Source organism: Pseudokordiimonas caeni, from assembly GCF_026719705.1.
GTDB lineage: Bacteria > Pseudomonadota > Alphaproteobacteria > Sphingomonadales > Kordiimonadaceae > Gimibacter > Gimibacter caeni.
Genome location: NZ_JAPPRR010000001.1, coordinates 1,523,780 through 1,547,755, shown reverse-complemented (window position 1 = coordinate 1,547,755; position 23,976 = coordinate 1,523,780). Strand labels below are relative to the sequence as shown.

Here is a 23,976-nt window from a genome sequence, read left to right as displayed (position 1 = left end):
TCAGGCAGCCTTTTCAAGCTCGGCCGTCAGCCACGCAAAGTCGTCGGCACTCAGCGAAGGGCGGGCCGCCAGTTGCAGGATCGCCTGATAGGCCTCAGCCGGGGCACCAGCGCGAATGCCTACCAGCATGCCGAGCCGGTCGGCAGGCGTGATCGCCGGCAGCATCAGGCGCATATAGGCCATCATTTCCTCCGGTGGGATAGCGCCGACGATCCGGCCATGGATGATGCCGATTTCAGCGTCGTCCATATTCTCCCACAGCACCGGCATCGCCAGTGCTTCCTCGCGTTCCATATGCTCGAAATCCGTTGCCACGAACTGGGCGAAGGCGAGATAGAGCTGGTGGCCAAGCAGCGGCCGCAGGTTTTCGGTCGTGGCGCTGAGGCTGTCGATCCGGGCGCTGAGGGTGCCGAGTGCAACCTCGTGATTCTCATGGTCGGATGCCAGCTTGTGGAGGAGGCCGGTGTCGAAGGCGGCGAGTGCGGGATGGATGAAATCATCCTCATGCTTCAGATGCCGCTCGCAGAGGTGCAGATGGGCATCAAGTGCCTCGAGCAACGCCTGCGTCTGGTGATTGTCGCGCCAGTCGCTGTTGCCGAGGCGAGTGAGCATCAGCCCGTGGCCGTGCCGGAGTCCCTTGTGGATATCGCGGTAAAGGTTCGGGCGGATCGCTATTGTGCGCGTTGCTATCGTGTTGGTCATTTTTCTTCTCCGGTGGATTGGGATGCCACAGCAATAGGCGCAGCGCGTGCTTCGGCAAAGTCACCGGACCTGCAGTTTTGTTCTGCATAAACGCAGAATGTAACTGCGCAATTGGCAGCTTCCCGGCGCGGCAGCAAATCCGCATCTTGCGCCTCACAAGAAACGGGCAGCCGCAACCCACCGGTTGCTACACGAACAGTGAGGATAAAATGATCATGAAAAACTCTGGCCGGGCATGTCTCGGCCTCCTTTTCCTGTCCACCATTCTCTCAAGCAGCGCCTCTGCGGGCTGCTGGGTGGAGGAGCGCAATTCCGTTGCCAGCGACGAAGTTGCCGAGGGTGTTGCAGGGTCGCGCCTTGTGGAAGCAACCCGCAAGATTGCCGATTGGCTGGAAAAGGATCCCATGCTCGGCAGCATGCCGGGCTACCGCCAGCAACTGACCATCTTTACCGGCTATCCGTCGCGCGACGGCGCCCCCTACACGGTCAGTATCCAGCTTGGCTTTCACCCGCGCGATGTCTGGGAAGGCAATTGCGGACTGGACCAGGGCATGGCCGATTATCAGCTGCGCGCGGCTGTTAATATCCAGATCAATAGTTCGGACATTCTGGCATTTAGCGACGCCGCACAGGAAGACAGCCCGCTGCGGCCATTCCCCCTGCCCAAACAGAAAGGGCAAAACAGGGCCTTGCCGATTTATGGCAAGGAAGGGTTCCTGCTGCTGGCACCTGTCGGCACCGATATCCTGTTGCCCTATACGGTTGAAGACCATCTGACAGAATGGAAGGCCCGCCTCGCCGAAATCGCGATGAATGGCGGTGCCGAGTTTGCCTCCCAGCAGATGTGGGACATTGATGACAGGCTCGCAAGCCTTTCGGGCGAAGAACTTTCGCAGCAGACCGGCTATTCCGGCCAGTCGCCCGATAATCCCATGTGGGCGTATGAGACGGTCAAAGGCGGTGCTTCCACTCCCCGCGTTTATCTGAATCCGGTCCTGTATGAAGAAGGCAGTGATCAGGGCGATCCGCGCTTTGCTTCCGTCTGGCTTGATAACTCGACAGGCGACAAGGAATTGCAGGCCATGATGGACAAGTGGCTCGCCCGCACCGACTTTTCGCCGATCATCGACATGCTGACCGGAGGCGGGCAATGAGGCGGGGAGCTATAGCGGCTGCGCTCTGCCTTGCCTTCGCCGTACCGGTGGCGGCCGAGGAAGACGAGCTTCTGAGCGAAGCGACGGGTGCCAGGGTCCATGCCTTCAGCTCGGAGTTTGGCTCGGGCTGGGAAGCGGCCAACCTGATCCGCCATGCAGGGGACGAGGACGGATCCGCGATCCTTTCCCGCATCTGGAGTTCGGCGAGCCAGGCTCCGTTTCCGCACTGGCTGCTCTTTTCCTTCCCGGAGGAAAAGACATTCGAGACGTTCGTCTTTGATAATTACCTGGCCGACGAAGCCGATCATCCGGGCATCTCCGCCCGCGAAATCGAGATCTGGGTCGGGCCGGAGGAAACCAGTCTTGCAAAAGTTGCCGCATTCGAACTGGAGCGCAACAAGGCCGGCCAGTCGGTCAGGACAGCGCCAATCAAGGGCCGCTTCCTGAAGTTCGTGATCAACAGCAACTGGGGCCATCCCTGGTACACCGAGCTCGGCTATACCCGCGTGCTGCCGCCTGTCGCGGTCGAAAAAAGCCTTGCTGAACGCATGAAGGCGGACGGCAAGGCCGATCTGTACGGCCTGTATTTCGATTTTGGCAGCGCGCGCCTCCGGCCTGAAAGCGAAGCGGTGCTGGCCGAGATCATCGCGCTGCACAAGGCAGACCCCGGCGCGCGTTTCAGCGTCGAGGGGCACACGGACGCCATCGGATCGGATGCTGCCAATCTCGCCCTGTCGCAAGCGCGGGCGGAAGCGGTGGTCGCGGCCCTTGCGGCACGCGGGGCGACCGCCGACGCCTTCACACCAACAGGCTTCGGGGCAAGCCAGCCTGTTGCCGACAACGCGACCGACGCGGGCCGCGCCCGCAATCGCAGGGTCACCTTGCGCCTGCAATCCAATCAACAAACGGACGACAGCAAATGAGGAGAAAAATCATGAACAAACAGACCATCAATGCAGGCCTCGCCGCGATGCTCGCGAGCCTTGTCACCGTATCGGCAAACGCCGACGCCGTGCTCACGTTCGAAACCGAAGACAAGGCAGAAATGAAGATTTCGGTCGGGCACGGCAAGGTGCGGATCGACCAGCCGGAAACCGAAGATGATGACGCCCGCTTCACGATCTATGACCCGGCCGGGCCGTCCTATGTGTTCGGCTTCCCTGCGGACGGGATGTATCGCCGCATGTCGGGCGCCATGCTCACCCAGATGAAAAAAGCGCAGCAGAATCCGTTGATGAAATTCGCAGGCACCTGGACGGGCGAAGAGGGCACCGCGGGCGGTATCGCCTGCCGCTGGGCCAAGCTGAACGCCACCGGCATGGTGACGATTGAGGTGTGCCTTGCCGATGAAGCGGCCTTTGGTCTCACGAAAGATGAACTCGCATCGATGGAAGCGGCCATGTCCTTCGGCGGGGGTGCCTATAACGACATGGAATCGATGGGCCTTTCGGGCGTGCCGGTGATCGTTCGGGGTGAAGAAAGCGCTACCCGCCTGAAAAAGGTGGAAAGCACAAGTCTCCCTCGTGACCTCTTTGAACTTCCGGCTGACATGATCGAGGATGCTGCAGGCGAATAGCCTACTGCAGCGGCAGGCATCTGGCTCAGGCCAGATGCCTTAGTACGTCGGCTGTCGAGACGATATCGGCATATTTGGCGCCCATGTCGAAGATATTGGCGTCATGGACACGGCGGTCACGGTCACCGCAGGCATCTTCCACGACGAGCGGAATGAAGCCATGCTGCAGCGTATCGAGGCAGGAGGCCCGCACGCAGCCCGATGTGCTGACCCCGGTGATCACCACGCTGTCGACGCCGAGTGCTGTGAGCGTGCTGGCGAGCGACGTGCCGAAATAGGCGCTGGCATATTGTTTGGTGACAACGACCTCACCCTTGGCCGGTGCCAGCGCGGTTGGCGGCTCAGCGAGCGGGCTGCCGCGGTCGAAGGCCTTGAGGGCCGGAACCTTGCGGTAGAAATGCCCGCCATCGGCGCCGCCCGGCAGAAATTCTACCCGCGTGTGAACGACCGGCAATCTCTTGGCGCGGAATGCCTGCAGGAGCGTTTCGATGCTGGCGCACTCAGCCTCGATCCCGGCATAGAGCGGGGCTTCGGGGTCGAGGTAGGCAGCACATACATCAATGATCAACAGGGCGGGGCGCTTGCCGAAGCCGAGCGTTCCGGAAAAGCCAGCCTTTCGGTAATCGTCCTGCAGGTCTTCTGGGGTGCGTCCCGCCATCAGATGATTCCTTCCGCCTTCATCCGGGCAAGGTCGGCATCCGACCGGCCAAGGATGCCCTTGTAGACATCCTCATTATGCGCACCAAGCTCGGGGCCCGGCCAATGGATTTCACCCGGCGTTTCTGAAAACTTCGGGAAGGCATTCTGCATCCAGATATTCTGGAAACCCGGATGATCCACTTTCACCACTGCGTCGCGCGCCTTGAAGTGTGGATCCTCAAGCATATCAGGTGCCTTGAAAATCTTGCCCGCCGGCACGCCGTTTTCTTCCATCAGGTCCAGGAGTTCCTTCGACGTGAAGCCGCGGCTCCATGCCGAGATCAGGTCGTCCAGTTCCTGCTGGTTTTCGCCGCGCGCATGGTGGCTTGAATAGCGGGGGTCGGTGGCCAGTTCCGGACGGCCCATGGCCTCGGCCATGCGGGTCCAGACGCTGTCCTGGTTGGCGCCGATCAGGATTTCGCCGTCCTTGGTCGGATAGACGTTCGAAGGCGCGACCTTGGGCAGGATCGAGCCCGTGCGTTCGCGAATGAAACCGGCTTCGGTATATTCGGGAACAGTCGATTCCATCATCGCCAGCACGGCTTCATAGATGGCGCTGTCCACCACCTGCCCACGGCCCGTCACGTTGCGCCGGTGCAGCGCCATCAGGGCGCCAAGCGTGGCATAGGTGGCCGCAAGGGAATCGCCGATCGAAAGGCCCACGCGGCTCGGCGGGGTGGAAGGGTCGCCTGCCAGATTGCGCATGCCGCCCATGGCTTCCCCGATTGAGCCATAGCCGGCGCGGGACGCATACGGCCCGGTCTGGCCATAGCCCGAAACCCGGATCATGATCAGGCGCGGGTTGATCCTGGAAAGCTCATCATAGCCAAGGCCCCATTTTTCCATGGTGCCCGGCCGGAAATTCTCGAGGAGGAAGTCGGCGTCCCGCACCAGTTCGCGCAGGATATCTTGCCCCTCGGGTACGCGCAGGTTCAGCGTCACCGATTTCTTGTTGCGGGCGATGACCGGCCACCAGACGGGCTTGTTGCGGCCCCATTCGCGCATCGGATCGCCGCTGCCGGGCTGTTCGATCTTGATGACCTCGGCGCCATGGTCGGCCATCAGCTGGCCGCAGAAGGGGCCTGCGATCAGTTGGCCGAGCTCGATCATGCGCAGTCCCTGCAGGGCGCCAAAGCCATTGTCCGACATGCTTGTCTCCTTTTCCAGACCCGAAGCCCCGCGAACCGGACCCTTCAGTTTATACATTCTTTTAAATTGGCCCATGACCGGCAATCGCTTCCATGGCCAGATTTATCGCGTCCCAATTTTGTATACAAATTATTTTTGAGATTGTATACAGTCAATAGAAATGCGTATGGATAGGGCGGGAGACACGGATGATGAGACCGGTCGAAATTGTCGAAGTTGGCGCGCGGGACGGCCTGCAGAACGAGAAGGTGATCTTCTCGACAGCCAACAAGCTCGCGCTCATCACGCGTGCCATCGATGCCGGTGCGCGGCGCCTTGAAGTGGCAAGTTTCGTCAATCCCGCCCGCGTGCCGCAAATGGCGGACGCTGAAGACGTGATCGCCGGGCTGCCGGACCGCAATGATGTGACCTATATCGGGCTTGTTCTCAACAAACGCGGCCTCCTGCGGGCCCTTGCCACGCGGGAAGGCGGGCGTCGCGGGGTCGACGAAGCAGGCGCCGTCGTGGTGGCGACGGATACATTCGCGACCCGCAATCAGGGGCAGACGTCGGCAGAATCGATCGAGGTTTCAAGCCAGATCGTGCGTATGGCGGTGGAAAACGGCATGTCGGCGCAGGTGACGATTTCGGCAGCCTTCGGTTGCCCGTTTGAAGGGCGGGTCGATCCGGCCCGGATCGTCTCGATTGCCGAAACGCTGGCAGAGGCCGGCCCGCGCGAGATTGCCATCGCCGACACCATCGGCGTCGCCAACCCGCGTGCCGTGGCGTCGCTTGTCAGCACACTGAAGGAACGCTTGCCGGGGATGCCCGTCCGGGTCCACCTTCACAATACGCGCGGCACCGGGATCGCCAATGCATGGGCCGCCTACGAGGCTGGCGCCGATGTGCTGGATGCTTCCATCGGCGGGCTTGGCGGGTGCCCGTTCGCACCGAAGGCGACCGGCAATATCGCGACCGAAGACCTTGTCTATATGCTCGCGGAATGCGGGGTCGAAACGGGCCTGTCGCTTGATGCGATTGTCGCGGGTGCACGCTGGGTCGAAACAATTCTTGGCCGTCCGGTGCCGTCGCAAGTGGCGCAGGCGGGCGGCTTTCCAGAAGGCGGCGGCACCAGTTGCGCTGCCTGATATCATGATTTCAGAACGGCTCAAGGCCGATACGGGGAGACAGACGGGATGTCATACAGGCTCGGAGTAGACGTTGGGGGGACATTCACCGACCTCCTGCTGATCGAGGAAAAGACCGGCAGAACATGGCGTAACAAGGTGCCAAGTACGCCGCATGATCCGTCTGTCGCCGTGATCAACGGCACCGAGGCCATCTGTGCCGAAGCGGGCGTGAAGCCTGGCGAGATCGACCAGTTCCTGCACGGCACGACGGTTGCGACGAACGCTGTGCTCGAAGGCAAGGGGGCCCGCACCGGGCTGGTGGTCACCGAAGGGTACCGCCAGATCCTGCAGGTTGCCCGGTCGCTGGTGCCTGGCGGGCTTGCCGCCTGGATTACCTGGCCAAAGCCCGAGCCGCTGGCCCCGCTGGAGACAACCGTCGAAGTCACCGAACGGCTCGCCGCTGACGGCAGTGTGGTGAAGCCGCTTGATGAGGCAAGCGTGCGGGCGGCCCTCCAGCGCCTGAAAAACGAAGGGATCGAGGCGCTGACGGTTTGCCTGATCAATAGCTATGTGAACGGCGCGCATGAGAAACGCGTCGGTGAAATCGCCGCGGAGATTTTCCCCGATATCCCGGTTTCGCTGAGCCACGAAATCCTGCCCGAGATGCAGGAATATGAGCGGGCACTCACCACTGTTGCCAACTCGCTGGTGCGCCCGGTGATGGCCATGTATGTGGCCAACCTGCGCGCCAAGCTCCGCGCCCTTGGCATGAAAGGCCGGATCAACCTTCTGCGCTCCGACGGCGGCCTGATGGGCTCCGAGAAGGCCGAGGGGCATCCGGTGAACCTTCTGATGTCAGGCCCAGCCGGCGGCGTGACAGGCGCCTTGTGGGTTTCGCGCAATGCAGGGATCGGCAATATCCTGACGCTTGATGTGGGTGGCACGTCGACCGACGTGGCGCTCATTGAAAACGGCGAGCCCAAGCTGCGCCGCGAAACAAGCGTCGGGCACCTCACCGTGCGGGCATCGTCGCTGGATGTAAAAACGGTAGGCGCTGGTGGTGGCTCCATCGCCCATGTGCCGGAACTGACCCGTGCTCTGCGTGTGGGGCCGGAATCGGCGGGTGCCGTGCCGGGGCCTGCGGCTTATGGCAAGGGCGGTGACCGCGCGACGGTGACGGACGCACATGTCGTGCTTGGCAACCTGCCGGAATCGCTTCTGGGCGGCACCTTCAAGCTGGACCGGGACGCTGCCAAGGCGGTCGTCCAGAAAGTGGCCGATGCACTGGGGGTCACCCTTTATGAGGCAGCACAGGGCATCATCGATATCGCCAACGAGAACATGTTCGGCGCGCTTCGCCTTGTTTCCGTGCAGCAGGGCTATGACCCCCGCGAGTTCGCGCTGATGGGATTTGGCGGCGCGGGTTCCCTGCATTCGAACGCTGTCGGCAAGCTGATGGGGTCTTATCCGGTGATCGTGCCGGTCAGTCCCGGCGTGCTCTGTGCCACCGGGGACGCGACCACGCAGCTCCGCTACGAACATGCCCGATCGTTCAACAAGATGGTGAACCAGACGGAAGATGCCGAAATCGCCACGCTGCTGGCCGAGATGCGCGAGGTGGTGAAAGGTGACCTGAAAGACGAAGGCGTGCCCGAGGACGAGCAATCGGTACGGTTCGAGGCCGGGGTCCGCTACGCGGGCCAGGGGTTCGAGGTCAGCATGGCCATCGATATCGCAGATTTCGAGGCAGGCCGAGGCATTGAGGCGGTAAAAGCGGCCTTCGATGCCGAACACAAGCGGCTTTTCACCTTCAATCTCGATGTGGTGCATGAAATCGTCAACCTTCGGGCCATCGGGCTTGGCAAGGCGGCGGAAATGCCGGCCCAGAAGCTCGCCAAGGGAGACACTGACCCCGCGCAGGCGAAGCTGCGCGATCATCGCATGTGGGTCGAGGGTCAGGAACGCGACGCTGTGATCTATGAACGAGCCAAGCTTGAGGCCGGTGACCGGCTGGCGGGCCCGTGCGTGATCACCGAAATGGATTCGACCGCGGTGATCCTGCCCGACCATGTCGGGGTCGTTGATGACTTCGGCAATATCCTGATCAATCCGGTCGCGTGAGGGGAAAGACAATGGCTGCAACAATCATCCAGACAAACGAAACGCCCTTCTCGCCGATCGAGGTCGATACCATCACGCTCGATATCATCGAAAATGCCCTGCGCAATGCGCGGGAAGAGATGGATGCCACACTCTTCCGCACGGCCATGAGCCCCGGCATCCGGGAGCAGGGCGACGCCTTCCCGCTGATTGCCGACCGCAACGGCCTGATGGTCGTCGGCCAGTTCGGCAGCTTCATTGGCGGCTTCCTGCGCGCCTATGAAGGTGAGATCGAGGAAGGCGACATGATCTGGCTTTCCGATCCCTATTCGTGCGAAGGGGCTGTCAGTCACAATAACGACTGGCTGATCATCCGGCCGATCTTCCGTCAGGGACGCCTGACCGCCTGGGCCTGCATGTTCGGCCATCAGACGGATATCGGCGGCAAGGTACCGGGCTCGCTGCCGACTGACGCTACCTCCATCTTCGAGGAAGGTGTGCGCATCCCGCCGATCAAGCTGTTCCGCAAGGATGTGCTGCAGGAAGATATCCTGAAGCTGGTGCTGCATCAGGTGCGGATGCCGGAATGGTGCCGTGCCGACCTGTTGGCCATCGTTGCCAGTTGCCGGGTGGCCGAGCGCCGTGTGAACGAGATTTGCGAGCGCTTCGGCGACGATCTTTTCGCCTCGGCAACTGACGAGCTTCTGGCCCGCAACAAGCGCGCGATGGGGCATCTCATCGCCTCGGCGGTTTCCGAAAAGAAAGTCAGCTTCGAAGATTATATCTGCGATGACGGGCGCGGTTTCGGCCCCTATAAACTGAAATGCACCATGTGGCGAGAGGGCGAGAAGGTCATTCTGGATTTCGATGGCACAGATCCGCAGGCCGTGGGTTCGGTGAACTTCTATCTCAATGAAAACATGCTCAAGATGTTCTTCGGCATCTACATGATCATGGTGTTTGACCCGCAGGTGCTGTTCAATGACGGCTTCTATGACCTCGTGGACGTGCGTATCCCGGAACGCAGCCTTCTGAAACCGGCCTTCCCGGCGGCGCTCTCCTGCCGCACCCACGCGCTTGGCCGCATCTTTGATGTGCTTGGCGGGCTTCTGGGGCAGGGGCAGCCGGAATTCCTGAACGCGGCCGGTTTCTCTTCAAGTCCGCACTTGATGTATTCCGGCTTCCACAAGGACAGCCGCGAATGGTTCCAGCTCTTCCAGATCGGCTTCGGCGGCATTCCGGGGCGTCCCTGGGGCGACGGGCCCGATGGTCACAGCCTGTGGCCGGGTTTCACCAACGTGCCGAACGAATTTCTGGAGCGCTATTTCCCGATGCGGATCACCCGCTATACCTCGCTTCCCGATAGCGGCGGGGCGGGCAAGAACCGCGGTGGCAATGGCATCCTGATGACCTATGCCTTCCTGAATGACGGCATCATCGCGATCCACGACGACCGCTGGTTCACTTCACCCTGGGGCGTGAATGGTGGCGAGCCGGGCGAGCGTTCAAGGAAGGTACTGCGCCGCAAATCGGGCGAGGAAATCATCCTGCCCGCCAAGTGCGACAATATAGAGGTACAGGAAGGCGACGAGCTCGACTATATCACTTGGGGTGGCGGCGGCTGGGGCAGCCCGGTCGAGCGTGACGCCGATCTCGTTGCACTTGAGGTGAAACGCGGCCTTGTGAGCATTGAGGGTGCCTTTGACAATTATGGCGTGAAAGTGCGGGATGACTTCACAGTCGATGAAGCCGCCACCACGGCCCGCCGCGCTGAAATGGCGAAGACAATCGACACCAGCCAGATCTTCAATTTCGGCCCGTCGATCGAGGAACTGCGGGCACGCTGCGAGGTGGAGACCGGCCTGCCAGCGCCAATGCCGCCGCGCCAGCACTGATCGCTGCATAAAATGAAAAAGGGCCGCCGGTGGATGTCACAGGCGGCCCTTTTCTATGGTTTTTCCGGTTATTCCTGCCCCAGCGACCGGTCGTAATTGCGCAGGAAATTTTGATAGGACGTCAGCAGGTGCTGGCGCATCGCCGTGCAGGCGGTGACCGCGTCGCCTGTTTTAAGTGCCGACAGGATCAGCCCGTGGTGATCGTTGCTCTGGCGCAGATCCTGCCGTGAATAGGTCATCGCCGTGCGATTGACGATCGGGGGCTGTACCAGCTGGTCGATGGTTTCGCGGAGTTGGCGGTTGCAGGCCGCCTCAATGATCGTTGTGTGGAACACGCGGTTGGCGCGCAGGAATTCCGGGATGTCCAGACTGTCTTTCGAGAGCACGTCCTCGATATCGCGCCATGCCTTGTCGACACGGGCGAGCTGATCGGGCGTGATGCGGGAGGCGGCGCGTTCGGCGGCATAGCCTTCGAGAAGGGCGCGCATCTCGAAGATGCAGGCGATGTCGTCGAGCGACCATTCATTGACATAGGTGCCCTGATTGCGGCGCGCGACCACATAACGGTCGGCTGCAAGCCGCCTGAGGGCATCGCGCACCGGGGTGCGGCTCACCCCGCAAAGGCCGACCAGTTCCTCTTCCTTGAGATGGGCGCCCGGAGCGTAGCGCCCGGACAGGATCGCCGCGCGGATCGTTTCATAAGCCTTTTCAGTCGCTTTCGACACCTTCGAGTTCCTTTCCGGAAGGACTACAGCCTCTATACGGAACTTGCCCGGCTTTGGCACGCCAAAACAGGGGCTTCGCGCCGGCTGTATGCTCTTTCATGCCATTGAAAAGAGGCGCAGCCGTTGCCAGCTGCGCCTCGATGATTGTTACGAGGGTGTGTACACCCGGAGTTTCCTAGAATTTATAGGTCAGCTCGAGGCCGTAGGACCGCCGCGCGCCGGGCGAGACGAACGACCCGCCGAACTCGACGGCCGGGATCACTTCTTCGACGAATTTCTCGTTGAAGAGGTTGGTCGCATAGCCGGTGAGGCTCCATGTATCGGTTTCGAACCCGATGCGCAGATTGACGAGGTCATAGGCCTTGCGTTGCGTCATGTCATAATTGGCGGTGCCGAGGCCCGGATAGAAGGCTTCAAAGATCGTCACTCGCGTCTGGTCCTGAACCGTATGGAACCAGGTCGGCCCCACGCGACGCCAGTCGGCCCGCACGAAGAGGTCGATATCGTCGGTGATCTCGTGACTATACTGGGTGCCGGCATTGATCGTGTAATCCGGCGTATAGGGCGACTTGTTGCCGACAGTGTTGGGGCGGGAAGAGTTTTCCTTGATCTCGCTGTCGGTGATATTCACCCCGCCGAACACGCGCCATTCTGGCGTGATGCGGACATTGACGTTGGTTTCAAGGCCCTTGATATCGACCCGGTCGATGTTGGAAACAACGCGTAGGAGCCCGAAGCCGCCGACGAAGAATTCGAAGAATTGCATGTCGTCGACCTTGGTGTAATAGCCGGCAAGGTCGTAGCTGACACGGCCGTCAAGGAAGCTGCCCTTGATACCTGCTTCAAACGCGCTCGAGGTTTCCTTGCGGAACTGGTCGTTGATCACCACACCCGCATTAACCGGGGCCGAGTTGAAGTTGGCATCGATCAGCGCCTTGCTGCCCTGGTTGTTGAAGCCGCCGGACTTGAAGCCAATGCCCCAGTTGGCAAAGGCCGTGAAGGTGCGGTCAGGGGCATAACTCAGGCTGATTTTCGGCTCGATCTGGTCGAAGGTTTTCGACTGGTCCTCAATCGGCTGCACGACGCCGTTCACTACCTGCTGGCCGGGGTTGATCGGGCCGCCGGTATAGGGGTCGAACACCGCGGGGGCGAGGTTGTGCACCTTGCGTTCCTCGCGGTCGTAGCGCAGGGCGAGGGTGCCTTTCAGCGCCTCGCTCATGGCATAGCTCAGCGAGCCGAAGCCGGCATAAACATTGGTGTTGAAATTATCCCAATAGAGCTGCGATGTCGGATTGGCCGAGGTCGGGCCGTTATAGGGATTTTGCAGCACACCCTGATTGAGGTCGGCACCGAGGCTCACCGCCGTCGTGCGGTCGATATTGAGATAGTATGAGCCCAGTTGCCATTGCAGCGGCTGTCCGTCATCAAGCGACGCCAGCCGGACTTCGGCGCTGAAGTCTTTCTGGTTGCGCATCTGATACTGGGTACCGTCGCAGGTCGTGGGCGAGTAGGCGCCGTAAAGCTGGCCGAATTCACCCGCGAAATAGGAAGGCGGATTGGCCGGATAGCCCACGGCTTCGGCTGTAGAGGCAATACATTCCGGCACTGCGGCATAGCGGAAGAAGTCACCCGAGGTGCCATCGGCGGTCAGGTCGTTCTTCACGTCGCTGTAGAGGGCCCATGCGGTCAGCCGCATCGTATCGAATTCATGCTCCAGCTTGACCGAGGCTTCGAAGGTGCGCTGGTCATTCTCGGGGCGGATGTTGCTGTCATAGATAAAGGTGTGCTTGTTGATGTCTTCATAGAAGGCAGGTACGCCAAGGCCGCTTGCGAAGGTGGGCAGGGCGAAGATCGGGTTGAAGTTGATCGAGGCGCCGCTCAGTTCGCCGTAGCGCAGTTTGGCGTCGATCTTCGTCACGTCGCTCGGCTTCAGCACCAGTCGGCCATTGAGGTTCCATGCTTCGCGGTCGTCGACAATCGCGCGGTCGCCAAGATAGCGGTTCCGGAAGAAGCCGTCCGTTGTTGTGTAATCTGCAGAAACGAGGAAGCCGACCGTGTCGGAAATCGGGGCGCTGATATAGGCGGCACCGCTGAAATTGCTGTTGTTGCCGCCGCTCGCCTTGAAGCCGCCTTCCATCTCGTCGCCGGGTTCGGCGGTGGTCATCACGATGGCGCCGGCGGCTGCGTTGCGGCCATAGATGGCGCCTTGCGGGCCTTTCAGGATTTCAATCTGGCGGACAGTGCCCTGATCCTGATTGAGAACCGCCGTATTCGTTTTGAGGATGCCATCAACGACCAGAGCCACAGAGGATTCTGCGTCGCGCGCGCTGTTGATGCCGCGGATGTTGATCTGGTTGTCGCCAGCCTCGGCGGTGTTGGCCACGATGGAAACGCCGGGGGTGAAATTCACAAAGTCGGACGCCGTTTTGATGCCCGTCTTTTCCAGCGTTTCGGAGGTCAGTACCGTCAGTGTTGCGGGGGTTTCCCGCAGAATCTCGCGCTGGCCGCGCGCCGTGACCACGATTTCTTCCAGCGCGAAGTCGTCGTTATTGTCTTCTGTCTGTGCAACTGCCTGTTGGCTTAGTCCGTACGTACACAATACCAGCAGGCTGGAACCCAATTTCCGCATGACACCCTCTCCTGATTTTTACCGTATTTTACAATTTATCCCGGATTAACCGCACTTTCCCTATCATTCACAGGATACATATTCTGCGGCGGGCGTAAAGATAATTGTATACATTAATCTGTCATTTGTTGTGCAATGGGCCGGTCGGCATCAGGCATGAGGTTTCCCCGCCCATGGTTTCCCTTGGCCGGGGTTCCGTGTCTGGTGGGTGGGGGCCGGTCAGGCTGTTGCGACGAAAGAGGCGTTCGGTTCAACCGCGGCGGCAAGCCGGGGCGCCGATGATGCGCCGACGAGGATGAGGGTCGGAGCGTCGTCCGCGAGGGTGGGCGGTGTTGCGCGCAGGGAAGCGATTGTGCCAGCGGTGAGGTGGCGGTCCGCACGTCCCGCATTGGCGATGATCGTCACCGGCAGGTGCGCAGGGATGCCGCTCGCGGTCATTTCAGTCATCAGGCTGTCGATCTTGTTGCGGGCCATGTAAAGCGCCACCGTCCCGCCGGTCAGCAGGGCCTGCCAGTCTGGCCTGTCTTCGGCGAGGGCATCGTTCGTACTTGCCGTCATCAGCGTCAGGCGGCGCGAGACACCCCGGTGGGTGAGGGCGATGCCGCAATCGGCGGCAGCAACGGAAGCAGCCGTCACGCCGGGCACGACATGGGTGCGGATACCGGCTGACTGCAGGTGATCCAGTTCCTCACCGCCGCGCCCGAAGATGAAGGGATCGCCGCATTTCAGGCGCACCACCTTCCGGCCCTGTGTTGCAAGGTTGGCGAGCGTGCGATTGATAAACTCCTGGCTTGCCGAACGTTTGCCGCAGCGCTTGCCGACAGCGATGAGTCGGGCATCGCGCCGGGCGTGCGACAGGAGCGCGGGGTCGATCAGCGCGTCATGCAGCACCACATCGGAGCTTTCCAGCGCTTTCAGGCCCTTGAGGGTGATCATGTCGGCGCTGCCGGCACCTGCGCCCACAAGCCAGACCTCGCCGGGGGTGCCGTCGCCTTGTGCCGCCGCGATTTCGGCCTCGGTCAGGTGGTCCGGCAGATCTGGTTCCGTGCCTGCCAGTCGGCCAAGGTCAAACATCCGGTCCCACAGGCGACGCTGGGCAGCGGGTGACAGTTTCTCCTTCACCTCGGCGCGGAGGGTGGCGGCGCGGCGCACACGCTGGGCAATATCATGCGGCAACAGGCGCTCGATCATTTGGCGAAGGTTCCGGGCGAGTGTGGGGGCGGCACCGCCCGTAGAGATTGCAACCTGAATAGGGCCCCGCCGTACCACGGCAGGCATGTGGAAGTCGCAGCGGGCGGGTGCATCGACGGCATTCAGGAGGATGCTTCGCGCCAGTGTCAGGCGGCGTAGGTCGTCGGCGAAGGCCGGCATCTCGCCGCTGTCGATGGCAAGCATGACGCTGTCGAGATGCGCTTCATCCAGTAAGGCACCTACGTGCTGGATGGGGTGATCTTTCATCAGTGCCGCCATGTCGGGGCAAAGATGGTCGGCCACAAGGCGCAGCGTTGCGCCCGCGTCGAGGAGTGGCTTTGCCTTGTTGGCGGCAATCGAGCCGCCGCCGAGCATCAGGCAAGTGCGGCTGCGGAGGTCAAGGCTGATCGGAAACAGGGATTCAGGCTGCATTGGGGCTTAACTCCCGGGTGATGAGGGCTTTGATTTCAGGGATGCAGGAGCCGCAATTGCCACCGGCCCCGGTGGCGTCGCGAACACCGTCGGTGCTGGTCAGGCGGCCCTTGCAGATGGCATCGCGGATCGTGTTCTGGCCGACCTGAAAGCAGGAACAGACGACCGGGCCGGTGTCCCGCACGGCACCGGGACTGCGGCCGGCGAGCAGCTGTCGGCGAGCGTTTTCCTCAAGGCTTGCTGCCTCAAACTGACTGTCCGCCCAGCCAAGGTCGATGCCGGCAAGGCTTTCGCTCGCGAAAAGCATGAATAACAGCTTTCCCTTTTCAAAGCCGGCGAGCCGCAGGCCAGAGCCATCCCGGGTGCTGGCGATGTCGGGTGCCAATTGTTGAAGATGCTCGCGAAATGATTCGAGATCGGCTTCGGCGCGGCCTGCGAGGCGGGTGAGCGTGGCATGCTTCAGCCGGGTCCGGGTCCAGTAGGGTGTATTGGGTTCAATTTCCGCGCGGGAGAGAAGAAGCCCCCGCCATGTCATGACGGCGGGGGCAAGGGAGACCGCCGTGGACTTGAAGGCGGGCTGCTTGGAAAGGGGATCGACCTCCGGTGCGATCAGCGTGCCAACAAGGGCGGCGCTTGCATGGGTTTCGGACCAGTGCATCGGCAGGAACAGCTCGCCGGGCTTCTGGTCTTCGGTCACCCGTACACGGACGACGACACGGCCGCGCGGGCTGGCGACTTTGGCAAAGCCTTTGTCGGTCAGTCCGTGCGACCGTGCATCCGTGGGGGATATGTCCAGAAGCGGCTCGGGCCTATGCCCCGTCAGGCTGGGGGCGAGGCCGGTGCGGGTCATGGTGTGCCACTGGTCCCGGTAGCGCCCGGTGTTCAGGAGAAGCGGATAATCAGGCAAGGGGACGGCAGGCGACGGGCGGTGACCGAGGGCGACCATCCGCGCCCGCGCGTCCGGCGTGAAGAAGGCACCATCCCCGAAAAGTCGTGTCTGGCTGCGCTCCCTCGCCTGTTGCGGCCATTTGGTGGGCCCGAGCGCATCGTAGGCGGCGGCATCTATGTCGGCCAGTGCGCCAATATCGAAGGCGCGGCTGCCCTCGTTGCGGTACGCGCTGAGGGCGGCATGTTCGCGGAAGATATCAGCGGGGCTCTCGTAGGCGAAGGCCGTACCATGCCCCATGGCAGTGGCCACATCGCAGATGATGCGCCAGTCGGGCCGTGCTTCGGCGTAGGGTGCCCAGAACGCACGCTGGCGGGAGATCGTGCGGTCGGAATTGGTGACGGTGCCGTCCTTCTCGCTCCAGCCTGTGGCGGGCAGGCGGATATGGGCGAAAGCCTGTGTGTCGGTATCTTTCACGCAGTCGGACACGATCACAGTGGGGCAGCGGGCCAGCGCCTCGCGGACCTTTGCGGCCTGCGGCAGGCTGACCGCCGGGTTGGTCGCCATGATCCAGATCGCCTTGATGCGCCCGTCATGAACGGCGTCGAACATGTCGACAGCGCGAAGGCCTGCCGCGCGGGGGATGGCGGGCGATTGCCAGAAGCCCTGCACGAGATCGCACTCATGGTCCGAAAAGCCCATATGGGCGGCAAGCATGCTGGCAAGCCCGCCGACCTCGCGCCCGCCCATCGCGTTCGGTTGGCCGGTCACCGAAAAAGGCCCCATGCCGGGCCGGCCGATGCGGCCGGTGGCCAGATGGCAATTGATGATGGCGTTCACCCGGTCGGTGCCATTGTGGGCTTGATTGACGCCTTGGGAAAAGATGGTCACCACCTTTTCGGTGGCGGTAAACAGACGGTAGAAGGCCGCGACTTCAGCCTCAATGCCGCGTGCGGCGATGGCAGCCGCCAGTTCCGGTGCTTCGTGCCGGGCTATCGCGACAGCATCGGCATAGCCGGTTACGTAATGGCCGGTGTAGGCGGTGGGCGCAGCGCCGCAGGCGTCCAGGTGGGAGAGAAGGCCGTTGAACAGCAGGACGTCGCCGTCCGGCATCACGGGAATATAGAGGTCGGCGATATCGCAGCTTTCGGTGCGGCGCGGATCGATCACCACCACCTTTGTGCCGCGCGCCTCGCGGGCCGCCCGCAAGCGCTGGAACAATACGGGGTGGCACCAGGCGAGGTTGGAGCCCACAAGCACCACAAGATCGGCCTCTTCAAGGTCGCCGTAATCGCCGGGCACGATATCGCCGCCGAAGGCACGGGTGTGGCCTGCCACGGTCGATGCCATGCACAGGCGCGAGTTCGTGTCGATATTGGCACTGCCGATGAAGCCCTTCATCAGCTTGTTGGCGACATAATAGTCCTCGGTCAGCAACTGGCCGGAAACATAAAAGGCAACGGCATCGGGGCCATGTTCTTCGATAACGGTGGAAAGCCTGTCGGCAACGGCGCGGGTCGCGGTGTCCCACGAAACGCGCTCACCGTCGATTATCGGATAGGCAAGGCGGGTGGTATGATCGAGCGTCTGGCCAAGCGCCAGTCCCTTGGAGCACAGGCGGCCGCGGTTTGCGGGGTGGGACAGGTCGCCCTCGATCCGGACCCCTCCTTCCATCTTGGTGGCGATGATTCCGCATCCCACCCCGCAGTAGGCGCATGTGGTCCTTGTGATTGTCATGCCACTGCCGCCTCGGCCATGCCCGAAGGAATGGCCAGATAGATTGAGCCGTCGTCGCGCACCTCGACGGCAAGCTTGCCCGTGCAGCCCGTGTCGGCGCCTTGCGCTTCGCCGGTCTCCAGGCTGATCACCCAGTTGTGCAAGGGGCAGGTAACGCTGTGCCCGTGCACGATGCCTTCAGACAAAGGCCCCTTCTTGTGCGGGCATTCGTTCCTCAGCGCGAAGACCTTGTCGTCGCTGGTGCGGAAGAGGGCGATTTCGCCCGCCGGGGTGCGCACGCGGCGCGATCCGAGGCGGGGAATATCGTCCCGCTGGCCGACAAGGGTGAAGGTGGATGCTTTAACCATCGGTTCATCCAATCGTCACAAGAGGTTGATATTCATGGGCATCCATGCCATTTGCGCGCGCCGCCCACGGGTCATCCTGCGCGTCCTTTTGGCTCAGGAGGAAACGGTCACGTAGTTTGATGCGAGCTTCGGAGTCGCTGGTGAGGCGGTCGCGGATATGGTCGATCCCCACCCGCTCGATCCATGGCGCGGTGCGTTCCAGATACCAGGCTTCCTCGCGGTACATCTGAATGAAGGCCATGCAATATTCGATGGCTTCTTCCTCGGTTGTGACCTTGCAGAGAAGATCGGTGGCGCGCACATGGATGCCGCCGTTGCCGCCGACATGCAGTTCGTAGCCGCTGTCCACGCAGACGATGCCGAAATCCTTGATCGTGGCTTCGGCGCAGTTGCGGGGGCAGCCCGAGACCGCCATCTTGAACTTGTGGGGCATCCAGCTGCCCCATGTGGCATGCTCAAGCTTCACACCGAGCCCGGTGCTGTCCTGCGTGCCGAAACGGCACCAGTCGGTCCCGACACAGGTTTTCACCGTGCGCAGCGACTTGCCATAAGCATGGCCTGAAACCATCCCGGCGGCGCCCAGGTCGGCCCAGACGGCGGTGAGGTCATCCTTCTTGATGCCCAGAAGGTCGATCCGCTGGCCGCCTGTTACCTTCACCGTCGGGATATTGAACTTGTCCACCACATCGGCGATGGCCCGAAGTTCCTTCGCGGATGTGACGCCGGCCCACATGCGCGGCACCACGGAATAGGTGCCGTCCTTCTGGATGTTGGCGTGGACGCGTTCATTGATGAAGCGGGCGCGGGCGTCGTCCTGATATTCGCCGGGCCAGGCACAGAGGAGATAATAGTTCACGGCAGGGCGGCAGGTATGGCAGCCATCCGGCGTGCGCCATTCCAGTGCCTGAAACACGCTCGGGATATCCTTGATGCCTTTGGCGACGATCAGCCGGCGGACCTCGCCGTGATCAAGCGCGGTGCAGCCACAGAGCGGTTTCGGTCCGCTATCGGCCACATAGCCATCCCCCAATGTGAAGCCGATCAGCTTTTCCACAAGCCCGGTGCAGGACCCGCAGGAGGATGAGGCCTTGGTTTGGGCGCGCACCTCGGCAAGCGAGGTGAGGCCGCCTTCGGTGATGGCTGTCTGGATGGTGCCTTTGCAAACGCCGTTGCAGCCGCAGATCTCGGCGTCAGCCGGCAGATCCGCGACCGCCTTAAAAGGGTCGGAAAGCGCTCCCTCCTCGAAGCCTTGACCAAAGACCATGGTGCCACGCAGGGGGCTGATGTCGGTACCGTCCTTGATCATCTGGAAATACCAGGGGCCGTCACCCGTATCGCCGTAAAGCACGGCGCCGATCAGGCGGTCTTTCTTCACCACCAGCCGCTTGTAAACGCCGCGGGCAGCATCGCGGAACACGATATCCTCGGTGCCCTTGCCGCCCGAGAAATCGCCGCCCGAGAAAAGATCGACCCCGGTGACCTTGAGCTTTGTGGAGATGGCCGAGCCCTGATAACCCTTGCCGTCCGACCCGGCGAGCGTGTCGGCAGCGGCCCGTGCCATATCCCAGATGGGGGCGACGAGGCCGTAGCAAAGGCCGCGATGCTCGACACATTCGCCGATCGCCAGAATATCCGGGTTGGAGGTGATCATGTGATCGTCCACCTGAACGCCCCGGCCGGTGGCCAGCCCGTGTGAACGCGCGAGCCATGTGTTGGGGCGAATACCCACGGCCATCACGACAAGATCAGCCGGGAAGCTGCGGCCATCCTTCAGCGTCACGCCTTCAACATGATCGCCCCCGGTGATTTCGGCGGTATCGGCCTCGAGGATGATATCGAGTCCGCGCCGCTCCAGCTCCTGCTTCAGCAGTGTGCCGGCGGCGATATCCAGCTGGCGTTCCATCAGGTGCGGGGCCAGATGCAGCACGGTGACCTTCATGCCGAGTGTGGAAAGGCCGTAAGCCGCCTCAAGACCCAGCAGCCCGCCGCCGATCACCACGGCATGTTGCAGGCGCCCGGCGCCGTCGATCATCGTTTCCACGTCCTTCATGTCGCGGAAGGTGATGACGCCCTCTTTCTTGTGGCCAGGGACGGGAATGACGATGGGTTCTGAGCCTGTGGCGAGCAACAGCTTGTCGTAGGGCACCTTGCGGCCGGCGGCCGAGAATACGAAGCCGTGCTTCTGGTCGATCCCGATGACAGGGTCACCCGCATGCAGGCGGATATTGTTGGCCTCGTACCAGTCCCAGTCGTTGAGGATGATGTCCTGATAGGCTTTCTCGCCCGCGAGGATGGGTGACAGCATGATGCGGTTATAATTGAGGCGCGGCTCCTGCCCGAACACCGTGACATCATAGGTATCCGGCGCGCGCTTCAACAGTTCCTCGAGCGTGCGAATGCCGGCCATGCCGTTGCCGACAATCACCAGTCTGGGTTTCTTGGACTTTGTCATGGTCGCTTCCACTTGGCTGGTCCAGGGGTGCCGGTGGAAGGAGGGGGAGGTGAAAAACGACATCCGCCCGCCAGCCTGATGGCTGTGGCCCTGGACGTCGTTATCCTGAAATGACCCGCCGTTGGGTCGGTGGCAAATCGGGTGCCTGTACCGGTCAAGATCAGCAAGGAGCATGCCATGCGAGGCCTGATGGCCGATTATGGCGCCGAAGCCCTGCGATTCTGCCGTCTGCCAGCATGCCGCCCGTTACGCGGTGGCGTCGATTGAAGCTGGTCACAATGATTAAAAAATAATCAATGAACAAAAAATAGTCAATAAAATAGATGCGCTGCAACATGAAACGCAGGTCGAATTCGAGGCGAAACCGCCCCATCGGCCATTCCTTTCGGGAATATAGAAACAATTTTTGCGTTGCTCTGCAGCAAGGAAACCCGCAGGCGGCTGCGATTTCTATGCCTTAGCCCTGACAGTCGACACCTTCGGGCGCCATGACGGGCAGGTTCCTTGGCACGCGCTTTGCTGCTTGCTGCCTGTCGGTCGCCGATGAAGGCGTACCAGGTTTCCGATCCAACGGAGGGTCGAAAGACATCGCTGCAAGCTTCTGGCCGGGCTCGCCCGCATGAAGGCAGCGGCTTTTGGCCTCCGGCTGATCGACGCATCGATCATTCGAGGCAGAGACAAGGCTTTCGGAGGATAGGATGCAAGGAAAAACGACTGACATCAGCAAACGGATTGCCAGCACATGCCGCCGCGTTGCGGCGCTCGCGGCCCTTGTTTGCGGCTTCGGGCTGCCGGCAGCGGCGGACAATCTCTGGCCGGAGAAGGAAACCCTGACCCTTGGTTTCATCAAGCTGACCGACATGGCCCCCCTCGCGGTGGCCTACGAGCTTGGCTATTTTGAAGACGAGGGGCTTTATGTGACGCTTGAGGCGCAGGCCAACTGGAAAGTGCTCCTGGACCGCGTGATCTCGGGCGAGCTTGACGGCGCCCACATGCTGGCGGGCCAGCCGCTCGGCGCCACCATTGGCTTCGGCACCAAGGCCGATATCGTCACCGCCTTTTCGATGGACCTCAACGGCAACGGCATCACCGTGTCGAACGAGGTGTGGGCTGCGATGAAGAAGCATGTCCCCATAGGGGCTGACGGCAAGCCCGTGCATCCGATCAAGGCGGATTATCTGAAGCCGGTGGTCCAGCAGTACCGGGCCGAGGGCAAGCCTTTCAAGATGGGCATGGTCTTTCCCGTTTCGACCCACAATTATGAACTGCGCTACTGGCTCGCCGCTGGCGGCATCCATCCGGGCTATTATACGACGGGCGATGTGACAGGCACGACGGACGCCGAAGTGCTGCTCTCCGTGACCCCGCCGCCGCAGATGCCGGCGACGATGGAGGCGGGCACCATCTTCGGCTATTGCGTGGGCGAGCCCTGGAACCAGCAGGCGGTGTTCAAGGGCGTCGGCGTGCCGGTCGTCACCGATTATGAAATCTGGAAGAACAACCCGGAAAAGGTGTTCGGCGTTTCGGCCGAGTGGGCGAAGAAATATCCGAACACGCATCTCGCTGTCGTCAAGGCGCTGATCCGCGCAGCCATGTGGCTGGATGCAAACAATAATGCCAACCGGCAGGAAGCGGTGAAGATGCTGGCAAAGCCCGCCTATGTGGGGGCGGATGCCGCCGTCATCGCCAATTCGATGACCGGGACGTTTGAATATGAAAAGGGTGACAAGCGCGATGTACCCGATTTCAACGTCTTTTTCCGCTACTTTGCGACCTATCCCTATTATTCCGACGCTGTTTGGTATCTCACCCAGATGCGCCGCTGGGGCCAGGTCGGGGAAGCGAAGCCCGATGCCTGGTACGACGAGGTCGCCCGCAAGGTCTATCAGCCTGAAATCTACCTGAAAGCCGCCCGGCTGCTGGTGCAGGAAGGCAAGGCACTGGAAGAGGATTTTCCGTGGGACACAGACGGCTACCGGCCGCCGCAGACCCATTTCATCGATGGCATCGCCTTCAACGGCAAAGCGCCGACGGCCTACCTGCGCAAATTCAGCATCGGCCTGAAGGACGACGCGGCCCCTGTACGAGCGGGAGGCAACTGACATGAACGCAACAACCAAGAACGACCCCGAACTTGCCCGCGCTGCCCGCAAGGCTGCACAGGCTCAGCGCGGCCTGATCATCGGGCGGATTGACGGTTATATCTCCATCTTCGGCTTTGGCTGGGTCACCCCGATGTTGCGGCTGGCGAACGGCGAGGATCCCTCGGCACAACTCAAAGCCCTGTGGCGCGGCCTTGGCATTCCGCTCGCGTCGATCGTCCTCTTTCTCGGGCTGTGGGCCCAGATGGCGCCGAAGGTGGATACAAGCCTCGGGGCGATCCCGGGGCCGGCGCAGGTGGCCGAAGCCTTCGGCGGCCTTGTGGACAGCCACATGGCGGAACGCGAGAAAGCGGAAGCTTTCTACGAGCGCCAGCGGGCGCGGAACGAGGTGCGGGTCGCCGAAGACCCGACTTACGAGCCGAAAATCCATCCCTATACTGGCAAGCCGACCTATTTTGACCAGATATGGACGAGCATACAGACCGTTTTCATGGGCTTCCTGCTCGCCACGCTGGTGGCCGTACCCGTCGGCATCGTCGGCGGCCTGTCGCCCGCGATGAACGCAGCGATCAATCCTTTGGTTCAGATTTTCAAGCCCGTGTCGCCGCTGGCCTGGCTGCCGATTGTCACGATGGTGGTGAGTGCGCTTTATGTGAGCGATGATCCGCTGTTCGACAAGGCGTTCCTCACCTCCGCCATCACCGTCACGCTCTGCTCGCTTTGGCCGACCCTGATCAATACGTCGATGGGGGTGGCCTCGATCGACAAGGACCTCCTGAATGTCGGCCGCGTGCTACGGCTGTCACCCGGTGTGCAGGTGCGCAAGCTGATCGTGCCGTCGGCCCTGCCGTTCATCTTCACCGGCATGCGGCTCTCGTTGGGGGTTGGCTGGATGGTTCTGATCGCCGCCGAAATGCTGGCCCAGAATCCGGGGCTTGGCAAATTCGTGTGGGATGAGTTCCAGAACGGGTCATCCAGCTCGCTCGCGCGTATCATGGTCGCCGTTTTCACGATCGGCATCATCGGCTTCCTGCTGGACCGCCTGATGCTCGCCTTTGAAGCGCTGGTCACCAGCCGGGCACAGCGGTGAG

The 23,976-nt window shown here is 61.7% G+C and carries 18 protein-coding genes; 8 read left to right on the top strand and 10 right to left on the bottom strand.

What is annotated here, in order from left to right:
• Entirely contained in the window at positions 1-702 is a 702-nt protein-coding gene (locus OU694_RS07065) for a hemerythrin domain-containing protein (RefSeq protein ID WP_308910272.1), read from the bottom strand.
• 215 nt (positions 703-917) lie between these two features.
• On the opposite strand from OU694_RS07065, the gene OU694_RS07060 reads away from it, so the two are divergent.
• The 3 genes from OU694_RS07060 to OU694_RS07050 are packed head-to-tail and all read left to right on the top strand — an operon-like array spanning position 918 to position 3,432.
• The gene (locus tag OU694_RS07060; protein WP_308910271.1) at positions 918-1,856 is read left to right on the top strand and encodes a hypothetical protein; all 939 of its coding nucleotides are present in this window, start codon (positions 918-920) and stop codon (positions 1,854-1,856) included.
• The gene (locus tag OU694_RS07055; protein ID WP_308910270.1) at positions 1,853-2,779 is read left to right on the top strand and encodes an OmpA family protein; all 927 of its coding nucleotides are present in this window, start codon (positions 1,853-1,855) and stop codon (positions 2,777-2,779) included. Before OU694_RS07060 ends, OU694_RS07055 begins: the two co-directional genes overlap by 4 nt.
• An 11-nt stretch (positions 2,780-2,790) precedes the next feature.
• A complete protein-coding gene (locus tag OU694_RS07050) occupies positions 2,791-3,432 on the top strand; it encodes a DUF4412 domain-containing protein (protein WP_308910269.1) in 642 nt (213 codons plus the stop codon).
• 25 nt (positions 3,433-3,457) lie between these two features.
• Here OU694_RS07050 and OU694_RS07045 read toward each other — a convergent pair whose 3' ends face one another.
• Positions 3,458-4,090: an isochorismatase family protein gene (locus tag OU694_RS07045; protein WP_308910268.1), complete on the bottom strand. Its 633-nt coding sequence runs from the start codon at positions 4,088-4,090 to the stop codon at positions 3,458-3,460.
• On the bottom strand, positions 4,090-5,280 hold the full coding sequence (locus OU694_RS07040) for a CaiB/BaiF CoA transferase family protein (protein ID WP_308910267.1): 1,191 nt from the start codon (positions 5,278-5,280) through the stop codon (positions 4,090-4,092). Before OU694_RS07040 ends, OU694_RS07045 begins: the two co-directional genes overlap by 1 nt.
• Positions 5,281-5,471: 191 nt before the next feature.
• Between OU694_RS07040 and OU694_RS07035 the strand changes: the two genes are divergently transcribed.
• The 3 genes from OU694_RS07035 to OU694_RS07025 are packed head-to-tail and all read left to right on the top strand — an operon-like array spanning position 5,472 to position 10,384.
• Positions 5,472-6,407, top strand: coding sequence for a hydroxymethylglutaryl-CoA lyase (locus tag OU694_RS07035; RefSeq protein WP_373460271.1), 936 nt, complete (start codon positions 5,472-5,474; stop codon positions 6,405-6,407).
• Positions 6,408-6,455: 48 nt separating this feature from the next.
• A complete protein-coding gene (locus OU694_RS07030; protein ID WP_308910265.1) occupies positions 6,456-8,510 on the top strand; it encodes a hydantoinase/oxoprolinase family protein in 2,055 nt (684 codons plus the stop codon).
• A gap of 11 nt (positions 8,511-8,521) precedes the next feature.
• Positions 8,522-10,384 carry a hydantoinase B/oxoprolinase family protein gene (locus OU694_RS07025; protein WP_308910264.1) on the top strand — a complete coding sequence of 621 codons (1,863 nt, stop codon included), beginning with the start codon at positions 8,522-8,524 and terminating at the stop codon, positions 10,382-10,384.
• Positions 10,385-10,452: 68 nt separating this feature from the next.
• Here OU694_RS07025 and OU694_RS07020 read toward each other — a convergent pair whose 3' ends face one another.
• The 7 genes from OU694_RS07020 to OU694_RS06990 all read right to left on the bottom strand — a co-directional run bounded on the left by OU694_RS07020 (position 10,453) and on the right by OU694_RS06990 (position 21,156).
• Entirely contained in the window at positions 10,453-11,109 is a 657-nt protein-coding gene (locus OU694_RS07020) for a GntR family transcriptional regulator (protein ID WP_308910263.1), read from the bottom strand.
• Between the two features lie 175 nt (positions 11,110-11,284).
• Positions 11,285-13,738, bottom strand: coding sequence for a TonB-dependent receptor (locus OU694_RS07015; protein WP_308910262.1), 2,454 nt, complete (start codon positions 13,736-13,738; stop codon positions 11,285-11,287).
• Between the two features lie 219 nt (positions 13,739-13,957).
• The gene (cysG, locus tag OU694_RS07010; protein ID WP_308910261.1) at positions 13,958-15,361 is read right to left on the bottom strand and encodes a siroheme synthase CysG; all 1,404 of its coding nucleotides are present in this window, start codon (positions 15,359-15,361) and stop codon (positions 13,958-13,960) included.
• Positions 15,351-17,984 carry a molybdopterin-dependent oxidoreductase gene (locus OU694_RS07005; RefSeq protein WP_308910260.1) on the bottom strand — a complete coding sequence of 878 codons (2,634 nt, stop codon included), beginning with the start codon at positions 17,982-17,984 and terminating at the stop codon, positions 15,351-15,353. The genes cysG and OU694_RS07005 overlap by 11 nt, the downstream gene beginning before the upstream one ends.
• Positions 17,981-18,331 carry a nitrite reductase small subunit NirD gene (nirD, locus tag OU694_RS07000; RefSeq protein ID WP_289502877.1) on the bottom strand — a complete coding sequence of 117 codons (351 nt, stop codon included), beginning with the start codon at positions 18,329-18,331 and terminating at the stop codon, positions 17,981-17,983. The genes OU694_RS07005 and nirD overlap by 4 nt, the downstream gene beginning before the upstream one ends.
• Positions 18,332-18,335: 4 nt before the next feature.
• Positions 18,336-20,783, bottom strand: a complete 2,448-nt coding sequence (nirB, locus tag OU694_RS06995) for a nitrite reductase large subunit NirB (RefSeq protein ID WP_308910259.1) — start codon at positions 20,781-20,783, stop codon at positions 18,336-18,338.
• A gap of 160 nt (positions 20,784-20,943) precedes the next feature.
• Positions 20,944-21,156 (bottom strand): hypothetical protein, encoded by a 213-nt coding sequence (locus tag OU694_RS06990; RefSeq protein WP_308910258.1) that lies wholly within the window; start codon positions 21,154-21,156, stop codon positions 20,944-20,946.
• Between the two features lie 325 nt (positions 21,157-21,481).
• On the opposite strand from OU694_RS06990, the gene OU694_RS06985 reads away from it, so the two are divergent.
• Together OU694_RS06985 and OU694_RS06980 are read left to right on the top strand one after the other, a co-directional pair.
• Complete coding sequence (locus OU694_RS06985) at positions 21,482-22,885, top strand: CmpA/NrtA family ABC transporter substrate-binding protein (protein ID WP_308910257.1); 1,404 nt, start codon at positions 21,482-21,484, stop codon at positions 22,883-22,885.
• Between the two features lies 1 nt (position 22,886).
• Positions 22,887-23,975, top strand: coding sequence for an ABC transporter permease (locus OU694_RS06980; protein ID WP_308910256.1), 1,089 nt, complete (start codon positions 22,887-22,889; stop codon positions 23,973-23,975).
• Position 23,976 lies beyond the last annotated feature (1 nt).

Excerpts from the sequence above, each read along its gene's own strand:
- OU694_RS07065 (WP_308910272.1), bottom strand. The coding sequence starts at position 702 with ATGACCAACACGATAGCAACGCGCACAATAGCGATCCGCCCGAACCTT.
- OU694_RS07030 (WP_308910265.1), top strand. The coding sequence starts at position 6,456 with ATGTCATACAGGCTCGGAGTAGACGTTGGGGGGACATTCACCGACCTC.
- OU694_RS06990 (WP_308910258.1), bottom strand. The coding sequence starts at position 21,156 with ATGGGGCGGTTTCGCCTCGAATTCGACCTGCGTTTCATGTTGCAGCGC.
- OU694_RS07055 (WP_308910270.1), top strand. The coding sequence starts at position 1,853 with ATGAGGCGGGGAGCTATAGCGGCTGCGCTCTGCCTTGCCTTCGCCGTA.
- nirD (WP_289502877.1), bottom strand. The coding sequence starts at position 18,331 with ATGGTTAAAGCATCCACCTTCACCCTTGTCGGCCAGCGGGACGATATT.
- OU694_RS07035 (WP_373460271.1), top strand. The coding sequence starts at position 5,472 with ATGAGACCGGTCGAAATTGTCGAAGTTGGCGCGCGGGACGGCCTGCAG.
- OU694_RS07060 (WP_308910271.1), top strand. The coding sequence starts at position 918 with ATGAAAAACTCTGGCCGGGCATGTCTCGGCCTCCTTTTCCTGTCCACC.
- cysG (WP_308910261.1), bottom strand. The coding sequence starts at position 15,361 with ATGCAGCCTGAATCCCTGTTTCCGATCAGCCTTGACCTCCGCAGCCGC.
- OU694_RS06980 (WP_308910256.1), top strand. The coding sequence starts at position 22,887 with ATGAACGCAACAACCAAGAACGACCCCGAACTTGCCCGCGCTGCCCGC.
- OU694_RS07025 (WP_308910264.1), top strand. The coding sequence starts at position 8,522 with ATGGCTGCAACAATCATCCAGACAAACGAAACGCCCTTCTCGCCGATC.
- OU694_RS07005 (WP_308910260.1), bottom strand. The coding sequence starts at position 17,984 with ATGACAATCACAAGGACCACATGCGCCTACTGCGGGGTGGGATGCGGA.
- nirB (WP_308910259.1), bottom strand. The coding sequence starts at position 20,783 with ATGACAAAGTCCAAGAAACCCAGACTGGTGATTGTCGGCAACGGCATG.
- OU694_RS07015 (WP_308910262.1), bottom strand. The coding sequence starts at position 13,738 with ATGCGGAAATTGGGTTCCAGCCTGCTGGTATTGTGTACGTACGGACTA.
- OU694_RS07040 (WP_308910267.1), bottom strand. The coding sequence starts at position 5,280 with ATGTCGGACAATGGCTTTGGCGCCCTGCAGGGACTGCGCATGATCGAG.
- OU694_RS06985 (WP_308910257.1), top strand. The coding sequence starts at position 21,482 with ATGCAAGGAAAAACGACTGACATCAGCAAACGGATTGCCAGCACATGC.
- OU694_RS07045 (WP_308910268.1), bottom strand. The coding sequence starts at position 4,090 with ATGGCGGGACGCACCCCAGAAGACCTGCAGGACGATTACCGAAAGGCT.
- OU694_RS07050 (WP_308910269.1), top strand. The coding sequence starts at position 2,791 with ATGAACAAACAGACCATCAATGCAGGCCTCGCCGCGATGCTCGCGAGC.